This is a genomic window from Akkermansia sp. KLE1798, from assembly GCF_001580195.1.
GTDB lineage: Bacteria > Verrucomicrobiota > Verrucomicrobiia > Verrucomicrobiales > Akkermansiaceae > Akkermansia > Akkermansia biwaensis.
In genome coordinates this window covers 108,900-126,489 of sequence record NZ_KQ971088.1, presented here as the reverse complement: position 1 = coordinate 126,489, position 17,590 = coordinate 108,900, and the positions used below count along the sequence as shown (strand labels likewise).

Below are 17,590 nucleotides of genomic sequence, written 5' to 3'. Positions count from 1 at the left end.
TCCGAACCCTGCCGGAACAACGGTTACTGGGGCATTTCCGCAGGGGCCTCCATTTCCTCGATCACCTTTGCCGGAGTCAGGGCCCAGAAGCGGTTGGCCGTCTGGACGGAAATTCCCTTCATGTTCAGGTACCGGGTGCGGAGCAGGGAGGAGGAGCGGTGCCCCATTTCCATTTGCAGCAGGTTGTAGTCCTTGAAATGCTTGGCGTGATAGCTGGCGTAGGTATGCCGCAGGCAGTCCGGCACCCATGATCTTTTTCTGCTGCCCCATCCGGCTCTTCTGCGGATTTTGCGCCATTTGATCGTCCATCCCTTCGGGCAGATGGGCGTGAGCGGGCCCGGCTTTGTCCTGTCGCGGCAGAATTTGAGCCATTTGGCCAGCACGGGCAGAATGGTGACGTGGCGCGCGCCGCCCGTCTTGGTATGTTTGGAATTCAGGATCACGCAGCCGTCCCGGATGGCGATGTTTTCCCAGAGCAGGCGCTCCACTTCCTGCGGACGGATGCCCGCAAAAATCATCAGGGCCGCGCCGGCAACGCAGGTTCCGTTGAATTCGTCCATGCATGTCTTGAGCAGGAGTGTCACTTCCTTCAGCGTCAGAGCGGGAATTTCCTGCTCCTTCAGGAACGGCGTGTCCACCCTCAGGATCGGGTTTTCGTCGCACCAGCCGCGTTTGACGGAGAAGGAAAAGATGCCGCTCAGGATCAGTCTTGCCTTGTGCCTCTGGCGGGAGGTGGTGAAGGTATTCATCAGGATGCTCTGGCAGTCCTCCACGCTGATGTTCCGCAGGGGTGTCTGTTCCAGCTCCGGATTGCTTTTCTTGAGCTTCTGGATGATGCTCCTGATGTCCGTCAGCGTGCGGGGCCTGCGGTGGCTTTTGGAGCGCAGGCATTCCACCGCCGCTGTCCCGAAGCTGACCGTATGATGTTTGTTCTTGATGGCGTTCAGCCCCAGGGAAACGACTTCCCGGCATCTGTTGATGGTGCAAATTTCGTCACCCAGGGCCTCCTTGATTTCCAGTACCAGCCTGGCTGCCTGAATCAGAGTGACGGATTCACCCTCCAGGAGCGCGGCTCCAACATATCGCAATTTATTCGTTTTCGGTGTTTTTCTCATATTGGTTCACGTGTTGTCACAAACACGGGTTTAACGAAAAAGGCATTTCTTATAGTAAAGAAAAATTATGTTTTCTATCGGAAAACGCATAACCATCAAGGTTATGTTGTTACTTCCGATTTCTTTGATCCGATCGGAAAAATCAAGGTTCCAGAGAAGCAGTGGGAAAAATGTTGGAAGCCGGCGGCCTTCCTTAATTCCGTGCGTAAAGCCGCCGGAACGCTTATTCCGGTAAAAAGCTTCCCCTGGCGGAATGCCGGCCCGGTATCATGAAAGATATTGACGGCAGGGAACGTATGCAGTAGACTCATTATCCATACCATGGTTATCCGAATTCATTCTCTCACTGTGCCATGCGCGGGGCTGTGCTGCGCTCTGGGTTCTCTCCTGGCAATGGCGGATGCGCGTGAAGTGTATCCCCTGACCGGTTCCTGGGATTACCGTTTTGACGGAGGCCCTTCTGAAAAAGTTACCGTGCCGCATACCTGGAATGCGTCGGATGCGGCGGATGGCGTGAAAGGGAAGCGCGGGGATGCCAAATCCGTGGACAGCGGAGTTTACAAGCGCGGCGCCGCCGTTTACACCCGCACGCTGCCCGTGACTCCCAAGCCGGGCAAGAGGTATTTTATCCGCGGAGAGGGGGCAAGCATCGTTTCCGAGGTTTCCGTCAACGGAAAGCCTGCCGGCAGGCATGAAGGGGCGTTTACCGCGTTCTGCCATGAAATCACGCCCCTGCTGAAAAAGGGGGGCAATACCGTTTCCGTTATGGTGGACAATACGCAGCGGGACCACATCGCGCCCCAGCGAGGGGATTTTTCCATGTTCGGCGGCCTATACCGCCCCATCGAGCTGATTGAGACGGACCAGGTCTGCATAGACCCGCTCTTTTACGCTTCTCCGGGAGTGTTCATCACCACCCGGTCCCTGGACAAGTCCAGGGCGGAGGTGGAAGTGAAAACGCTGCTGAATGCCGCCGAAGCCAAGGGCGATGTGGCCGTTGCCGTGGAAATTCTGGACAAGCAGGGAAAGAAAGTGGCCGGGAAGACGGTGAAGGCCTCCGCGGAGGAAAAGAAGAGCCTGGAGGTTCCCGTGGTGCTGACCATTTCCAATCCCGTGCCGTGGAACGCCACCAAAAACCCGTATCTGTACCAGGTGAAGGTTTCCATCCGGACGGCGGACGGCCAGACGGATGAAATGGTGCAGCCGCTGGGGCTCAGAACCGTTTCCATTGACCCGCAGCAAGGCTTCGTCCTGAACGGCAAAACCATGCAGATCAAGGGCGTCAGCCGCCACCAGGACCGTAAGGGCAAGGGCTGGGCCCTGTCTCCGGAAGATGAAGCCCAGGACATCAAGATGATTGCGGACATGGGGGCGGACGGCCTGAGAACCGCGCATTATCCCGCTTCCACGAACATTTATGACTTGTGCGACAAGACGGGGCTGGTCGTCTGGTCTGAGGTTTCCAACGTCAACCTGGTGCGGGATACCCCCGAATTCCGGGAAAACAACCGCCTTCAGGCAAGGGAGATGATTTACCAGCACTGGAACCACCCTTCCATCTGCATGTGGGGCATTTTCAATGAAATCGGCCACCAGGCGGAGGCTTCCACCAAGGGGGTGGACATGGAGGCGGAGTTGATCGAACTGAACAAATTCGTGAAGGAAACGGACCCCACCCGCATGACGGTGGGAGCCAGCAACCAGCCCGGCCGCAAAAAGCTGAACAATATTCCGGACCACATCGCCTTTAATTCCTACCCCGGCTGGTACGGAGGCGGCCCGGAAACCATGAAGGGGAACCTGAACGGATTCATCCGCGACCATGCCTCCAAGGGCGTCGCCATCAGCGAGTACGGCCACGGCGCCAGCACGGGCATGCACGAGAATCCTCCCAAGCGCCCCTCTCCCACGGGGTTCTGGCATCCGGAGGAATGGCAGACCCATGCGCATGAAATCAACTACAAGTGCATCAAGGAACGCCCGGAAGTATGGGGCTCCTTTGTCTGGAACATGTTCGACTTCGGGTCCGCCGGACGTTTTGAGGGGGAAAATCCCGGCATCAACGACAAGGGGCTGGTGACTTACGACCGCAAGACGCCCAAGGACGCCTACTTCTTCTACAGGGCCAACTGGAGCCCCAAACCCACGGTTTACATCACGTCCCGCAGGTTTGCGGAGCGTACGGAAAAAACAGTGCCCGTGAAGGTGTACAGCAACGCCTCCTCCGTGAAATTGAGCGTCAACGGCAAGGCCGTGGGCAGCGCCAAACCGGATGAACTCAGGCGCGCCGTCTGGCCCGAGGTGGCTCTCAAGCCGGGCGTCAACACCATTACGGCCACGGCCACGATTGGCGGCAAGACTTACACGGATTCCTGCAAGTGGACGCTGAAACCCGGCAAGGAGGGGGAAAAAGGCTCGGAACGCTATCAGGACCCGTCCATCAAAAAATATAAATAAGCATTCAGCTTGCAACACTGCATCCATATGAAATCGGCACGAGCTTTTTTGTTCTCCATGCTGTGCCTGGCTCCGGCCCTTCCCCTGCTGGGGGAGGCTCCGGACTGGGAAAATGAAGAGGTAACGGGAATCAACAAGGAGGCGCCCCGCGCCGCCGTTCTCCCGGCGGCAGACAAGACAATGAGTTTGAACGGCGACTGGAAATTCAAGTTTTCCATGAAGCCGGACGAGCGCCCTGCCGATTTTTACAAGCCTTCCTATTCCGTCTCCTCCTGGGACACGATCAAGGTGCCTTCCAACTGGCAGCTTTCCGGGTATGGAACCGCCATTTACACGAACGTTCCCTATCCCTTCAAGCCGAATCCGCCCAAGGTGATGGGAGAGCCGCCCAAGAACTGGCCGGCGTACAAGGAGCGCAATTCCGTGGGCTCCTACCGTCGGGATTTCAATCTGCCCGCCACGTGGAAGGGCGAGCAGGTGATGATCCGGTTTGACGGGGTGGAATCCGCCTTTTATGTCTGGGTGAACGGCCGGAAGGTGGGATATTCCCAGGATTCCTATACGGGCGGGGAATTTGACCTGACGCCGTATGTGAAGCCCGGCAGGAACACCATCGCTGTGGAAGTGTACCGCTGGAGCGACGGCTCCTATCTGGAGGACCAGGATTTCCTCCGCCTTTCCGGCATTTTCCGGGACGTGACCCTGTTCGCCCAGCCGCAGGCGCACGTGCGCGACCTGTTCCTGAAAGCGGGGCTGGACAAGAAGAATTACACCACGGGCGCCCTGGACGGAACCTTCACCATCCGCAATTCCGGGAAAAAGGACATTCCCGCCGGGATGAAGCTGGAATATTCCATCGACGGGGTTTCCACCAATCTGAACTGGGAAGGCAAAAGCGGTTCCGGCAGCGTGAAGACGGACAACAAGGGCAGGCTGGATTCCGGCACGCTCACGGTGCCCGCCATTCCCGCCGGAGGGGAAGTGCAGGTTTCCCTGAAAAAGGAGTATCCCGGCGTGAAGCCGTGGACGGCGGAAACGCCCAACCTGTACAAGGTGACCTATTCCCTGAACGGCAAGGATTCCCGTTCCGTCAACATCGGGTTCCGCACCGTGGAAATCGCTGACGACGGAGCCGTGCTGGTCAACGGCAAGGCCGTCAAGTTCAAGGGGGTCAACCGCCATGAATCCCATCCGGACTATGGCCGCGCCATTCCGCGGGAGGTGATGGAGAAGGATGTGCAGATCATTAAGGCGCACAACATCAACACTGTGCGCTGTTCCCACTATCCCAACCATCCCTATTTCTACGACCTGTGCGACCGCTACGGCCTGTACGTGATGGATGAAGCCAACTGCGAGGCCCACGGCATCCGCAACAGCGGCATGGACATTTCCAGAAAACCCTCCTGGAAGAAGGCGCACGTGGAACGCAACATGAGCATGGTGCACCGCTCCAAGAACCATCCCTCCATCGTCTTCTGGTCCCTGGGCAACGAATCCGGCAACGGTCCCAACTTTGTAGCGGCCTCCGAGGCCATCAGGGCCTACGACGACACGCGCCCCCTGCATTACTGCGAATTCCCGCACGGCCACAAGGCCGTGGACATGGATTCCGCCATGTACCCGCCCGTGGACCGGGTGGAAAACTGGGGGAAAGAGAAAACCTCCCGCCCCTTCTTCGTGTGCGAATACGCCCATTCCATGGGGAACGCCCTGGGCAATTTCAAGGAGTACATGGAGGCTTTCGAGTCCTCCCCCCGCATGGTGGGCGGAGCCATCTGGGACTTTGTGGACCAGTCCCTCCGCGCCAATCCCGCAGGAAGCGGCATTTACAAGCCCGCTCCGTTCAAGGGCGTGACCCAGGCGTACGGCGGCATGTTCGGAGACAGGCCCAACCAGGCCAATTTCTGCGACAACGGCATTATTCTGGGCAACCGGAACACCACGGCCAAGACGAAGGAGGTCAAGAAAGTGTACCAGTACATGGCCTTTGACCGCCGGGACGGCAAGCTGGCCGTGCGCAACAAGTATTTCCACAAGCCGCTGAAGGGCTATACGCTTTACCTGGTCTCCCTGACACCCGGCGGCGGCCATGCCGTGGAGCGCATGCCCCTGCCGGAAGTGGCTCCCGGCAAGTCCGTGACGGTCGGCCTGCCGTCGGCCGCCATGAAGTCCGGTTCTCTGATGGTTCTGGCGGACGCCCGGTTCAAGCTGCCGGAAGACGTGAAGGAACTGTCGGCCAAGCAGCTGGAACACGTGGTGGACGAATGTGAAGCCTATGAATGGTTCCCGGCTCCGGCGGACAAGGCTCCCGCCGTCAAGGCTCCGGCTTCCCTCCCCGCCGTTTCCGTCAGGAAGGGGAATCCCGTGGTGGTGCAGGGGAAGGGCTTTACCGCCACTTTCAAGGACGGCATGCTTTCCGCACTCCGGTACGGCAGCCAGGACCTGATCCTGCCGGATTACCCGGTGACGCTCCAGGCGTACCGCTCCCCCGTGGACAACGATTCCTGGATCAGAAGCAAGGTGGAGGGGAAGATGAAGATGCAGAACATGAAGGTGGAATGCTCCGATGTCCAGGCTTCCGTCATTTCCCCCGGCGTGGCCCGCGTGACGGCGGAGTTCAAGACGAAGGGCTCCGAGCTCTCCCTGTCCGGACAGATCGCCTGGACCGTTTTCGGCAACGGCATCATCAATGCCTCCGCCAGAATTTATCCTTCCGCCAAGGGGGAGGAACTGCTCAGGCTGGGCTTCACCTTCGGCATGCCCGCGGCGTACGACCAGGTGGAATATCTGGGACTGGGGCCGTGGGACAATTACAGGGACCGCCGCACCAGCTGCTGGAAGGACCTGTTCCGCACTTCCGTGGACGCCATGTTCTTTGCCTATTCCCGCCCGCAGGACATGGGCAACCGCATGGAAACGGACTGGGTGGCCCTGTCGAAGGCCAAGTCCGCCCCGGCCCTGTGGGTGGGGTCCGCCTCTCCTGGAGCTCCTCTGGAAGTTTCCATTCTGCGCTATACTCCCAGGGAACTGAACAATGCGAAGAGCCTGGACAAGCTGCCGGAAAAGAACAAGGTGATCGTGAATCTGGATGCCTTCCAGATGGGGCTGGGCGGCTCTTCCTGCGGTCCGCGCCCGCTGGTGAAGTACCAGACATTGAGCGAGGCGACGCCTCTGGGCTTTGTGCTGGCTCCCACGTCCGGCCTGCTGAGCCTGGCCCGCTCCGGCCTGCTGGTGCCCCATTCCCCCGTGATCGAGCGTGACGGGGACGGCATGGTGAGCCTGTCTTCCTCCACGCCCGGCGTGGAAATGAAGTATTCCGTCAACAAGGGGCCGGAAAAGGTTTATGAAAAGCCTTTCAAGCTTCCGGAGGGCAATGTCAGGGCATGGGCCGCAGCCGGAAAACCCGGCGGTGCGGCTCCCACGTCTCCCGACGAACGGCAGTTCCCCCTCATCAAGGGGCAGGCCGAATGGAAGATACTCAGCGCTTCCTCGGAAGAGCCGGATACCGGGTTCGCCCACTTCGCCATTGACGGAAAGCCGGACACCTACTGGCACACTTCCTACACCAACGGCCTGCCGGGCTTCCCCCACTCCATCGCCGTGGACATGGGTACCAGGATGAAGTTCACCGGCTTTATCTACATGCCCAGAATGGACAAGGACAAGGGGCTCATCAGCCAGTACGCCTTCTCCATTTCCGACGACGGGAAGAACTGGAAGGAAGTCAAGAAGGGGCAGTTCACCTACCATTATATCCGCAAGGATCCGGCCGTACAGCGCATTGACTTCGGGAAGCCCGTGGAGGCGCGCTACTTCAAGCTGGATGCCAAGTCTCCCGTCAGAAGCGGGGAACAGAGCGCCACCGTGGCCGAACTGAATATCATTACCCAGTGACGGGTTGCCCGGTGTACCCGGCGCGCCGTGATTCTGGATAAAGGCGTTTTCCTGCCGCGCATCCCGGAAGGGGTGCGCGGCTTGCCGTTCCAGGGTATGGCTTCGTCATCCGGGACGGACCCGGAGGGATGCAGGCGGGCGTTTCTCCCGGCAGGGCGGCTTGATGGCCCCTGCCGGAGGAGGCATCCCCGCCGCCAGGGAATTTCATGAAAGGCGAATACCGGATTGGCTGAAATTTGCTGAAAAGCGGTGTCTATCCATCAACGGTTTCCATTTCTTTCCGGAGTTCCTTTGTAAAGAATATCCTGGAGGCGGAAATGTTTTTTGTTTGAAAGAAAAGGAAGCGCGGCAGGGTAGCCTTTCCATGCTGAAGACTGTTGCATTCATGCTGGGAGTGGCCGCCCTGTGCCTGCAGGCGGGCGTGGCGGGAGCATTTGCCGCCTCTGCGGAAGAGGTTCCGCTTGTCGGCAGGAGAATGGTCTGGAACCGCGGCTGGGAGTTCCGTCTGGAGGATGAACCGGGGAAGGAGGAGTGGCGGACGGTGCATCTGCCCCATACGTTCAGCCTGCCCTATTTCATGTCCGACGCCTTTTACACGGGCCGCGGAACCTACCGCAAGACGCTGGTGATGCCGGAGGAATGGAAAGAGAACAAGGTTTTTCTGGATTGCGGAGCCGCCTTTCAGGTGGCGGAGGTGATGGTTAACGGCCGGGCCGCCGGGCGGCATGAAGGCGGTTATACGTCATTCAGGACGGATTTGACTCCGTTCCTGAAAGCCGGGCGGAATGAAATCGCGGTAAGGGTGGACAACACCTGGAGTCCCCGCATTGCCCCGAGAGCCGGGGAACACACCTTTTCCGGGGGGCTGTACCGGAACGTCTGGCTGCATGCGGCTTCTCCCGTGCACATTCCCCTGCACGGCGTCTGGGTGCAGACTCCGGAGGCGGGCGCCGGGCGGGGAAGGGTGCGCATCCTGACGGATGTGAAGAACGATTCCGGGAGGGTGAGGAAGGTGACGGTGCGCCATACCGTGCGGGAAGGGAAGAGCGGCCGCACCGTGCTGAACGGAGAAAAAGGAGTGGAACTTTCCTCCGGGGAGGCGGTGCAGGTGTCGGTGGACCTTCCTCCCCTGGTGAATCCGAAGTTGTGGAGTCCGTCTTCTCCCAATTTATACCGCGTGGTGACGGAATTGGCGGACGACCGGGGAAACGTCCTGGACCGTGCCGAGAATCCGCTCGGGTTCCGCACTCTGGAGCTTACGGCGGACCGGGGGATGCTCATCAACGGGAAGCCCGTTTACCTGCAGGGGGCCAACGTGCACCAGGATCATGCGGGGTGGGGGGACGCCGTGACGGATGCCGGGGCCCGCAGGGACGTTCTGCTGATGAAGGAGGCCGGGTTCAATTTCATCCGCGGTTCCCATTATCCCCATTCCCGTGCCTTTCTGGACGCCTGCGACCGGGAGGGCATGTGCATGCTGAACGAAGGCATTTTCTGGGGCATGGGAGGGTTCAAGGAGCAGGACAGGTACTGGAACTGCGATGCCTATCCCTCCGATGAAAAGAACCGCGACGCCTTTGAGGAGAGCTGTGTGCGCCAGGTGAGGGAAATGGTTCTGGAGTTCAGGAACCATCCTTCCGTCGTGATCTGGAGCATCAGCAACGAGCCGTTTTTCACCAGGCACACGGAAGAATCCAGGGCCCTGTGTTCCAGGCTGATCGCTCTGGTAAAGGAACTGGACCCCTCCCGCCCGGTGTGCGCCGGAGGCGGCCAGCGGAGCGGGTTTGACGGGCTGGGCGATCTGGCCGCCTTCAATGGGGACGGCGCCCGCCAAAAGACCCCGGGACGGCCCAGCATGGTGACGGAGTACGGTTCCGTGAGCTGCCGGAGGCCCGGCGCCTGTTCTCCCGGGTGGGGAGACATGCAGAAGGACAAGGAGGCCGGAATCACGCACCCCTGGCGCATCGGGGAAGCCGTCTGGTGCGGCTTTGACCACGGCAGCATCTGGGCGTCCGGCGGACGCATGGGGATTGTGGATTATTTCCGCATTCCCAAGCGCGCCTGGTACTGGTACAGGAACGAGTTCAGGAATGTGCCCCCGCCCGAATGGCCGGAAAAGGGAACGCCGGCGCAGTTGAAGCTGTCCGCGGACAAGAAGGTGATCAGCCCGGCGGACGGCACGGACGACGTGCATGTCATGGTGAAGGTGGCGGATGCCTCCGGGCGGCAGCTTTCCAATTCCGTTCCCGTGACGCTGGCGGTGGAGTCCGGCCCCGGAGAGTTTCCCACCGGGAAGAGCATCACGTTTGAGCCCGGAACGGATATCGATATCGTTGACGGCTGTGCGGCCATTGAATTCAGGTCCTATTACGCGGGGGAAACGGTGATCCGCGCCTCTTCCCCCGGGTTGAGGGGGGATGCTATCCGGATTGTTTCCAGGAATGCTCCGGCCTACGTGTCCGGAAAGAGTGCGGAAACGAGGGAACGGCCTTACAAACGCTTTACCGTGCAGGACAGGGATGCCCGGCTTCAGGCCCGCGGAGGGAAAGAAAAGGGCGGGGAAGAACCGAATCTGGCCGCGTTTCGCCCCTGTGCCGCGTCTTCCAACGCTCAGGACGCCATGAAAGCTTCCGACGGGGACGATTCCTCCTTCTGGATGCCGTCCTCTGCCGACAAGGCGCCGTGGTGGCGGCTGGACATGGAGTTCGAATTCCCGCTTTCCCGGATCGAAGTGAAGGGCGCCGGAGACTGGAAGGGCAACATTCCCGCCGTTCAGGCCAGCCTGGACGGCAAAAACTGGAAGGTTCTTCAGGCGGAGCCCCACCCGGCAGGAACGGGCGCAGCCGTGAACTGTCCGCCCGGTTCCAGGGCCAGGTATATCCGCATTCAGACGGCTCCGGGGCAGGGAGTGGCGGAAGTGTCCGTGCGGCCTGCCGGCGGCAGGTGACGGATTACCGCAGTACGGGATGCGGGGAGTTTCACGCTTCCCCGGCGTCGGCGGAGTCCGGCTTTTGATTTTTCCTCTGGCGGCGGAGTTTGTCCCAGTAGGCCAGCCGCTTGTTGATTTCCCGTTCAAATCCCCGTTCCGGCGGCTTGTAGAACTGGCGGCGGGGCATCTTGTCCGGGAAGTAGTTCTGTCCGGAGAAGGCGTCCGGCGCATCGTGGTCGTAGGCATAGTCCTTGCCGTAGCCCAGTTCCTTCATCAGCCTGGTGGGGGCGTTCAGGATGTGCGCGGGCGGCATCAGGGAACCGTGCTCCCTGGCGGCTTTTTGGGCGGCTCCCCACGCGGTGTAGGCGCTGTTGGACTTGGGGGCGCACCCCAGGTAGATGACCAGCTCCGCAATGGCCAGCTCCCCTTCCGGAGAGCCCAGCCGTTCGTACGTGTCCCACGCGGCGATGGCCATCTGGAGCGCGGCGGGGTCCGCCAGGCTGATGTCTTCCATCGCAAAGCGGGTCAGGCGGCGCAGCAGGTAGAGAGGGTCCTCCCCGCCCTGGAGCATGCGGGCGGCCCAGTACAGGGCCGCGTCCGTGTCCGAGCCGCGCAGGGATTTGTGCAGGGCGCTGATCAGGTTATAGTGGCCCTCCCTGTCCTTGTCGTACACCGGGGCGCGCTGCTGGACGATTTTCAGCAGGGCTTCCGTGTCCAGGACGTCCTCCGGTTTGCACAGGTCAAAGACGCTTTCCATCAGGTTGATGAGGTAGCGGCCGTCGCCGTCCGCCAGGTCCACCAGGGTGGCGCGGGCTTCCGGAGTGAGCGGCAGCTTCCGCTGAAGGAGGGATTCCGCCCGTTCAATGATGCTGTCCAGGGCGGCGGCGTCCAGCGCGTGCATGACGAAGACCTTGCAGCGCGAGAGCAGGGCGCTGTTGAGTTCAAAGGAGGGGTTTTCCGTGGTAGCGCCCACCAGCGTGACGGTGCCGTTTTCCACATAGGGGAGGAAGCCGTCCTGCTGGGCGCGGTTGAAGCGGTGTATTTCATCCACGAACAGGAGGGTGCCTTCCCCGTATTCCCGGCGTTTGGCCGCCTCGTCAAAGGCTTTACGCAGGTCCGCCATGCCGGAGAAGACGGCGGAGAGCGCCACGAAGTGCATGGACGTGCGCGTGGCCAGAATGCGCGCCAGCGTGGTTTTTCCGCAGCCGGGCGGCCCCCACAGGACGAAGCTGGTCAGTTTGCCGGAGTCCGCCATGCGCCGTATGGGGCCGTCTTCCCCCAGAAGATGGTCCTGCCCCACGATTTCAGCCAGTGCGGACGGCCTCAGGCGGTCCGCCAGGGGACGGTCCGCAAAGGCGGCGAACAAGCTGGGGGCGTCGTCTTTTTTCATGGTGCCCATCGTACGCCGCCCGGAGGGGAAAGGCAAGGGAGGGATGGCGGCACCGCTGCTGTTTGCCTGTCCCGGCGTGTCATGGAGAACTGTCCGGAAAGGGTTTTTGTGCCTGGACGGAGGAAAAGAGAAAGACATGGAGGGGAAAATGTGTATCATGGCCGCCATGATGCGCTTTTTCCGCCCCTTTTTCGTGCTGATGCTTTCCGGCGCGGCCTGCATGGCCGCCCAGGGACAGGAGCAGATCATTCCCCGGCCGGTTTCCGTGAAATATGGGGAAAAGGGACCGGAGGGAGGCATCGTTCTGGATGCCGGAAGCCGCATCGCCTGCCGGGAAAAGGACCCCGGATTCCAGAAGCAGGTCCGTTTTCTCCAGCAGTTTTTAGCGCAGGGAACAGGGCTTTCCCTGAACGGAGGGGAGGGGACGAATGCCATACGCATTGAAAAGGACGCCTCCCTGAAGCAATACGGTCCGGAAGCCTACAGGCTGGAAGTGAAGCCCGGCCTGATTTCCATCCGCGCCGCTTCCCCCAAAGGCGTCTATTACGCCGGGCAGAGCCTGGCGCAGATGCTTCCGCCGGCCTTTTTCGACAACCGCGCGGACAAGTCCGCCACGGTCTGGAAGGTGGCGGACAAGCCGTTTTCCATGCTGGATTACCCCCGGTTTTCATGGCGGGCCTTCATGCTGGACGAGGCGCGGCATTTTTTCGGAGAGGAGGAGGTCAAGAAGCTGATCGACCAGATGGGGCTGCTGAAGATGAACGTTCTGCACTGGCATTTGTCCGATGATGCGGGATGGCGCATCCAGATTAAAAAGTACCCTAAACTGACGTCCGTGGGCAGCAAAAGGAAGGATACGGAAGTGGAGACCTGGGGGAGCGGCAAGTATGCCGGCAAGCCCCATGAAGGATTTTATACGCAGGAGCAGATCAGGCGCATTGTGCGCTATGCGGCGGAGCGCAATATCACCATTGTGCCGGAGATAGACGTGCCCGGCCATTCCGCCGCGGCCATCGTCTCCTACCCGGAACTGAAGCTTTCCGCTCGCCCCCTGCCGGAGATTCCCGTCAGCTTCAACGACGGAGCTGCCTTTGACCCCACCAGCGAGCGCACCTACCAGTTCATCGGGGACGTGATGACGGAGCTGGCCTCCCTCTTTCCGGGAGGAATCATCCACATTGGCGGCGACGAAGTGCGCTACAAGAAGTACTGGGAGGGTGTTCCCCATATTGAGGCGTTCATGAAGAAGAAGGGCATCAAGACGTTCCCGGACCTCCAGATCATGTTTACGAACCGCATTTCCGGGATGCTCGCCAAAAAAGGGGTGAGGACGATCGGCTGGAATGAAATCCTGGGTTCCGACGTTCACCATGACGGGAGCCAGGGGGCCGCCCTGGGACGTCTGGACGGAAAGGCGATCATCCATTTCTGGTACGGGTCCGACAAGATCGCCACCAAGGCGATCGAGGACGGCCACCAGGTGGTCAATTCCACCTCCCACATGACCTACATCAACAAGGACGAGCAGAAGCTGCCCCTGTCCAAGTCCTATTCCTTTGAGCCCGTTTTCCCCGGATTAAAGCCCAAGCACCATGACCGGGTCCTCGGGCTGGGATGCCAGGTGTGGACGGAATGGATTCCGGATGCGGACAAGCTGGAGCGGCGCGTGTTCCCGCGCATAGCCGCTTATGCGGAGACAGGATGGAGCCGGAAGGAAGACAAGAATTACCAGGATTTCCTGAAGCGCCTGAAGGGGTATGTGGAGATTCTGGATGCTCAGGGCATCAACTACGGGGAAACCCGCTAGAGCCGCCGGACGGAGCGGCGGAGGCAGGGTTTTTCCGCTATTCACGAGGGCGGGACGATCAGGGAATTCCCTTTTTAGCGGAGATTCCAGCAAGGTATTTTGAAGCGTTTTTTCCGCCGTGGCATGACACGGACGGAAGGCGCTTGCGGATCATGAGTTGACGTTTTTTCCGGATTTGTTCCTGCGTCACCCTCTGGCATGAAATCAACAAATGTGCCTGATCCTTTCTCCAACTGGCAAGGGATGGAGTTTAAAAGACCGTTTGAATCCCGAATATAACCATCAATATAGATATAGGAGAATCATACGATGTCATTTATGTCGTCACACTATCATCAGCTTTACACCCCGGAAGATACGGCCGTGGTATTCATCGACCATCAGCCCCAGATGACCTTTGGCGTAGCCAACATCAACCGGGCGGACCTGATCAACAACGTTACCCTGCTGGCCAAGGCCGCCAAGTTGTTCCAGATTCCCACCATCATCACCGCCGTGGAAACGGAAGGCTTTTCCGGATATGTCTGGCCGCAGCTGCTGGACGTGTTCCCCGGCCAGCACGTGATCGAACGCACGTCCATGAATTCCTGGGATTCCGACGAGTTCCGCAAGGCCATCAAGGCGACCGGACGCAAGAATATCCTGCTCACCGGCCTTTGGACGGAAGTTTGCGTGACCTGGCCGGCCATTGAAATGATGGGCGACGGATACAATATTTACGTGGTGGAAGACTGTTGCGGCGCCACCTCCCGTGATGCCCAGAAGGCCGCTCTTTCCCGCATTACCCAGGCGGGGGGAACGCGGCTGACAACCATTGCCGCCATTCTGGAATTCCAGCGCGACTGGAAGAACAAGGAACATTACGATGCCCTGATGAATCTGCTCAAGCAGCAGGGCGGAGCCTATGGCGTAGGCGTGGAATACGCTTACACGATGATTCACCACGCTCCCCAGTCTGCGGTGTCCCCGCAGGTGGTGAAGCATGATAATTAATTGATCCAGGAGCGTTCCCCTGCCGGAAAGTCCGTATTTGCGGGCTTTCCGCCGGAGGAAGCTCCGGAAACACTTAACACTGCATGAAGGCCATGGACCCTTCCGATGAAGTGACTGTAGTTGTGCGCCGGCATATTCTTCCGGGCCATGAAGCCCAGTTTGAGCATGCCATGCGGGATTTTGTCAATTTTGTACTGGCCTGTCCCGGGCATGTGGGCATCAGCGTCTTGAGGCCGAATGACGGGAACGGGGAATATGTGGTGGTGGACCGTTTTGCCAATGCCGCCGCCAGAAAGGCCCTGGTTTCCTCCCCTGAGTATGAACGCTGGATGAAGTTGCTGGGGGCCCATACGGAAGGCGAACCGGACATGCAGGAGATGAACGGGCTGGACGCCTGGCTGAACCAGCCGGGCAGCCCCATGAAGACGCCTCCGCGTTACAAGACGGCAGTGGCCACCTATCTGGGGGTGTGCGTCGTCATTTTTCTTTTGAATATTACTGTGGGAGACCTGATTCACAGCCTGCCCGCATGGCTTTCCTTTCTCTTCTTCAATGCCTGCGTGGTGGCTCTGCTGACCTGGGTGTTCATGCCGCTGATCAGCCGCATGCTGTCTTCCTGGCTTTTCAGCCGACAGGGGGAAGCGGCTGCGGAGACAATCCCTAACCATGATGAAAATAATGAAAAATAATGAAAAAGTTTACGCCGATTTGATGATCTCAAACGGCAAGATAGCAACGCTGGATGAACGCGGCACCATGGCCGAGGCCGTTGCCGTGAAGGATGGAAAAATTCTGGCTGTCGGTTCCGACGAAGACATCGCCAAATACAAGGGACCGGATACCCGGGCCATAGACGCCGGGAAAAGAACAGTTATTCCCGGCCTGAACGATTCCCACCTCCACGTCATCCGCGGCGGCCTTAATTACAACATGGAACTGCGCTGGGACGGCGTGCCCTCCCTGGCGGACGCCCTCCGCATGCTCAAGGAGCAGGCCAGAAGAACCCCTCCCGGCCAGTGGGTGCGCGTGGTAGGCGGCTGGAGCGAGTTCCAGTTTGCCGAACGCCGCATGCCCACGCTGGAGGAAATCAATGAAGTGGCTCCGGATACGCCCGTGTTCGTCCTGCACCTGTACTGCCGCGCCATGCTTAACAAGGCCGCCCTGCGGGCCTGCGGGTACACGAAGGATACGCCCAATCCTCCCGCCGGAGAAATCCAGCACGACAGCGACGGCAACCCGACGGGCCTGCTGATTGCCCGGCCGAACGCCACCATTCTTTATGCCACGCTGGCTAAGGGACCCAAGCTGCCCGTGGAGCACCAGATCAATTCCACCCGACATTTCATGAGGGAACTCAACCGTCTGGGATTGACCAGCATCATTGACGCGGGAGGCGGCTACCAGAATTATCCTGAGGATTACGAGGTGATTGAAGAATTGCACAAGCGCGGGGAAATGACCGTGCGCATTGCCTACAATTTGTTCACCCAGAGGCCCAAGGAAGAGAAGGAAGATTTTGCCAAGTGGATCAAGATGACGGAACCCGGGGAAGGGGACGATTATTACCGCTGCAACGGCGCGGGCGAAATGCTCGTTTTTTCCGCCGCGGATTTTGAAGACTTTCTGGAACCCAGGCCGGACCTTCCCGCAGATATGGAGTCCGAATTGAAGGGCGTAGTCAGCCTGCTGGCCGCCAATAAATGGCCGTTCCGCCTCCACGCCACCTATAATGAGAGCATTTCCCGCTTTCTGGACGTGTATGAGGAGGTGAACCGGGAGATTCCCTTTGAAGGGCTGCACTGGTTCTTCGACCACTGCGAGACCATCGACGAAAAGAACCTGGAACGCGTGAAGGCGCTGGGCGGGGGCATTGCCGTGCAATGCCGCATGGCCTACCAGGGCGAATATTTCATGGACCGCTACGGGAAGGAAGCGGCGGAACATACGCCCCCCGTCCGGAGGATGCTGGAAATGGGCATTCCCGTGGGAGCCGGGACCGATGCCACCCGCGTGGCCAGCTACAATCCCTGGGTGTCCCTGTACTGGCTGACCACCGGGAAGACCGTGGGCGGCGCGCGCATGTACCGGGAGGAAGATTGCCTTTCCCGCGAGGAGGCCCTGCGCCTGTACACTCAGGGCAGTACCTGGTTTTCCTCGGAAACGGGCAAGAAGGGGGCCATCGTCCCCGGGCAGCTTGCGGACATGGTTGTTCTAAGCGAGGATTATTTCACCGTTCCGGAGGAAGATATCAAGAAGATTGAGTCCGTGCTGACCATCATGGACGGCAAGATCGTTTACGCCACGGGTCCGTTCAAGGATCTGGACCCGGAACCCATTCCGGTGCTGCCGGAGTGGTCGCCGATTGCGGTATTCGGCGGTTACGGCGCGCCCCTGGACCCGAAAAAGGCGGCCCGCGCCGGCGTACCCTTCCAGCAGGAACATCAGCATTCCTGCCATTGCCATGAACATGGCTGCATGCATTCCGCGTTCATGCTGATGGAGGGGATGGCCAATGCCTCCCGTCCCAAATACTCCGATTTCTGGGGCTCCGGGTGTGGATGCTTCGCGTTCTGACGGTAAACTTATGCGAAGCTCCGGCGCTCCGTCTCCTGCAAAGGGACGGAGCGTTTTCTTTTTCCGGAAAAGAGGGGAAATACGGGGCCTTGCCCGTTTCCGTCCCTTACAGGACTTCCCGGTACAGGGAAATCTCAATGGCTTCTTCCGTCATGTCGCTGAGCAGGGGGATGATGCGCTGGAAGTGTTCGGAATCCGCGTGGACGTCCACGGCCACCTGGTCCTTCCATTCTTCAATGAAAGTCAGGATATAGGGATCGTCCATGTCCTCGTACAGGTGGTAGGATATATTGCCGGCTTCCGCGCGGCTTTTTTCCACCAGTTCCCTGGCGGTAGCGATGAATTGGTCCCTGGCTCCGGCTTTGACGATGCTTTTGGCGGTGATTTTGATCATGGCTGTCAATAATTTGGCTTCCGGCAGAGTAAGG

General features: G+C 59.6%; 10 protein-coding genes. 7 read left to right on the top strand and 3 right to left on the bottom strand.

Features of this window, described 5'->3' with window-relative positions; all coding sequences use genetic code 11:
* Positions 1-23: 23 nt before the first annotated feature.
* Positions 24-1,115 carry a tyrosine-type recombinase/integrase gene (locus tag HMPREF3039_RS09190; RefSeq protein WP_067570004.1) on the bottom strand — a complete coding sequence of 364 codons (1,092 nt, stop codon included), beginning with the start codon at positions 1,113-1,115 and terminating at the stop codon, positions 24-26.
* Between the two features lie 321 nt (positions 1,116-1,436).
* On the opposite strand from HMPREF3039_RS09190, the gene HMPREF3039_RS09185 reads away from it, so the two are divergent.
* The 3 genes from HMPREF3039_RS09185 (at position 1,437) to HMPREF3039_RS09175 (ending at position 10,416) form a co-directional block, all read left to right on the top strand.
* The gene (locus HMPREF3039_RS09185; RefSeq protein WP_067570002.1) at positions 1,437-3,572 is read left to right on the top strand and encodes a glycoside hydrolase family 2 protein; all 2,136 of its coding nucleotides are present in this window, start codon (positions 1,437-1,439) and stop codon (positions 3,570-3,572) included.
* A gap of 27 nt (positions 3,573-3,599) precedes the next feature.
* On the top strand, positions 3,600-7,469 hold the full coding sequence (locus HMPREF3039_RS09180) for a glycoside hydrolase family 2 TIM barrel-domain containing protein (protein ID WP_082770202.1): 3,870 nt from the start codon (positions 3,600-3,602) through the stop codon (positions 7,467-7,469).
* 364 nt (positions 7,470-7,833) lie between these two features.
* Positions 7,834-10,416, top strand: a complete 2,583-nt coding sequence (locus tag HMPREF3039_RS09175) for a glycoside hydrolase family 2 protein (RefSeq protein ID WP_167506784.1) — start codon at positions 7,834-7,836, stop codon at positions 10,414-10,416.
* 31 nt (positions 10,417-10,447) lie between these two features.
* On the opposite strand, the gene HMPREF3039_RS09170 is transcribed toward HMPREF3039_RS09175, so the two are convergent.
* Positions 10,448-11,788, bottom strand: coding sequence for a replication-associated recombination protein A (locus tag HMPREF3039_RS09170; RefSeq protein ID WP_067569996.1), 1,341 nt, complete (start codon positions 11,786-11,788; stop codon positions 10,448-10,450).
* Here HMPREF3039_RS09170 and HMPREF3039_RS09165 point away from each other — a divergent pair.
* The 4 genes from HMPREF3039_RS09165 to HMPREF3039_RS09150 all read left to right on the top strand — a co-directional run bounded on the left by HMPREF3039_RS09165 (position 11,787) and on the right by HMPREF3039_RS09150 (position 17,162).
* The gene (locus HMPREF3039_RS09165) at positions 11,787-13,595 is read left to right on the top strand and encodes a beta-N-acetylhexosaminidase (RefSeq protein WP_067952087.1); all 1,809 of its coding nucleotides are present in this window, start codon (positions 11,787-11,789) and stop codon (positions 13,593-13,595) included. The genes HMPREF3039_RS09170 and HMPREF3039_RS09165 overlap by 2 nt on opposite strands.
* Positions 13,596-13,913: 318 nt before the next feature.
* Complete coding sequence (locus HMPREF3039_RS09160) at positions 13,914-14,588, top strand: hydrolase (RefSeq protein ID WP_067569994.1); 675 nt, start codon at positions 13,914-13,916, stop codon at positions 14,586-14,588.
* 83 nt (positions 14,589-14,671) lie between these two features.
* Positions 14,672-15,277 (top strand): antibiotic biosynthesis monooxygenase, encoded by a 606-nt coding sequence (locus tag HMPREF3039_RS09155; protein ID WP_067569992.1) that lies wholly within the window; start codon positions 14,672-14,674, stop codon positions 15,275-15,277.
* Between the two features lie 22 nt (positions 15,278-15,299).
* A complete protein-coding gene (locus tag HMPREF3039_RS09150; protein WP_231863896.1) occupies positions 15,300-17,162 on the top strand; it encodes an amidohydrolase in 1,863 nt (620 codons plus the stop codon).
* 106 nt (positions 17,163-17,268) lie between these two features.
* On the opposite strand, the gene HMPREF3039_RS09145 is transcribed toward HMPREF3039_RS09150, so the two are convergent.
* Positions 17,269-17,556 carry a putative quinol monooxygenase gene (locus HMPREF3039_RS09145; RefSeq protein WP_067569989.1) on the bottom strand — a complete coding sequence of 96 codons (288 nt, stop codon included), beginning with the start codon at positions 17,554-17,556 and terminating at the stop codon, positions 17,269-17,271.
* Between the last annotated feature and the right edge of the window lie 34 nt (positions 17,557-17,590).